The sequence below is a fragment of the Mesorhizobium sp. M7A.F.Ca.ET.027.03.2.1 genome, from assembly GCF_003999175.1.
In the GTDB taxonomy this organism is placed as follows: Bacteria; Pseudomonadota; Alphaproteobacteria; order Rhizobiales; family Rhizobiaceae; genus Mesorhizobium.
The window spans coordinates 1-1,048 of the sequence record NZ_RZOM01001499.1; the positions used below are offsets into that span (position 1 = coordinate 1).

A 1,048-nucleotide genomic window follows, 5' to 3' on the forward strand; every position below is an offset into this window, starting at 1 on the left:
GAACATGACAACCGGCTTTTTCGGCTCGATGATGATCTCGTCATCGATGGACAGCCTGGCAAAGCCCTGCGCCATGACGAAATTGGCAGCGATGCGGCGCTGATGCTCCCCCAGCTTGCCGGATTCGTGAACCGCGACATCGAGACCCGAACCGGTCACGGTGACCGCCACCCGGAACGATTTGGTGGTTGCGCAGACCAATTCGGCGAGCGCCTTCAACCGATCGAGCGAAGCGACGATCTCCGGCAGCGAGATCGGGCATTCCGATATGGCGATGATCTCCGGCGACAGATGGCGATGGAAGCCGAGCAGCATGCCTGTATCGGTGCGCCGGGCGGCCAGCACGACACGGCGGCGCGTCTGCGGCGCGCAGGCGACCAGTTCGCCGATCTCGCAATCGATGCCTTTGCCCTTCAGGATGTGCGCCACTTTTTCGCGTTTCCACTGGCGATAGGCTCCGGCTTCGAAATGCTGGAGCGCGCAACCACCGCATTCGGTGAAATGGCGGCAGGCGGGATCGATGCGCAGCGGCGATGCTTCCAGCACCGCCATCAGCATGGCGCGATCCCTTTCGCGCGCGGCGGTGACCGTTTCACCGGGCAGTGTGAAGGGAATGAACAGATCGCCTGTCTCGGTCTCGGCGACACCGTCGCCCTGAGCGCCAAGTTTCCTGATGCTGAAGCGCGCGCTCATCGGTCCTTGATCCCACCGAGCAGGAATTCGCGATTGCCGTCGCCGCCCTCGACCGGCGACAAATGCAGCCCCAGCGAGCGCCAGCCTGGCACGGAGTCCAGCCAATCCTGCAGCAGGCCGGCGACACGGGAGGCGTCGTAGGGATCTTTCAACAGACCACCCTTGCCGATCGCATCACGGCCCGCCTCGAATTGCGGCTTGACCAGAAACACGGCCTTGGCGCCAGCCTTCGCCAGACCAAGCGCCGGCGGCAGCGCCAGTTTCAGCGAGATGAAGCTGACGTCGGACACGATGAAATCCGGAATACGCCCGCTGAGATCGGCAACGGCGAGGTCGCGGGCGTTCAGTCCTTCGA

At 63.6% G+C, this 1,048-nt stretch carries 1 protein-coding gene and 1 pseudogene; both read right to left on the reverse strand.

Going from position 1 to position 1,048, the window contains the following annotated elements:
* Positions 1 to 693: pseudogene (locus tag EN750_RS35945) on the reverse strand (class I SAM-dependent RNA methyltransferase); the annotation flags it as partial.
* The coding region (locus EN750_RS35950; RefSeq protein WP_348629646.1) for an SAM-dependent methyltransferase at positions 690 to 1,048 on the reverse strand (359 nt) is incomplete at its 5' end. The pseudogene EN750_RS35945 and the gene EN750_RS35950, both read right to left, overlap by 4 nt.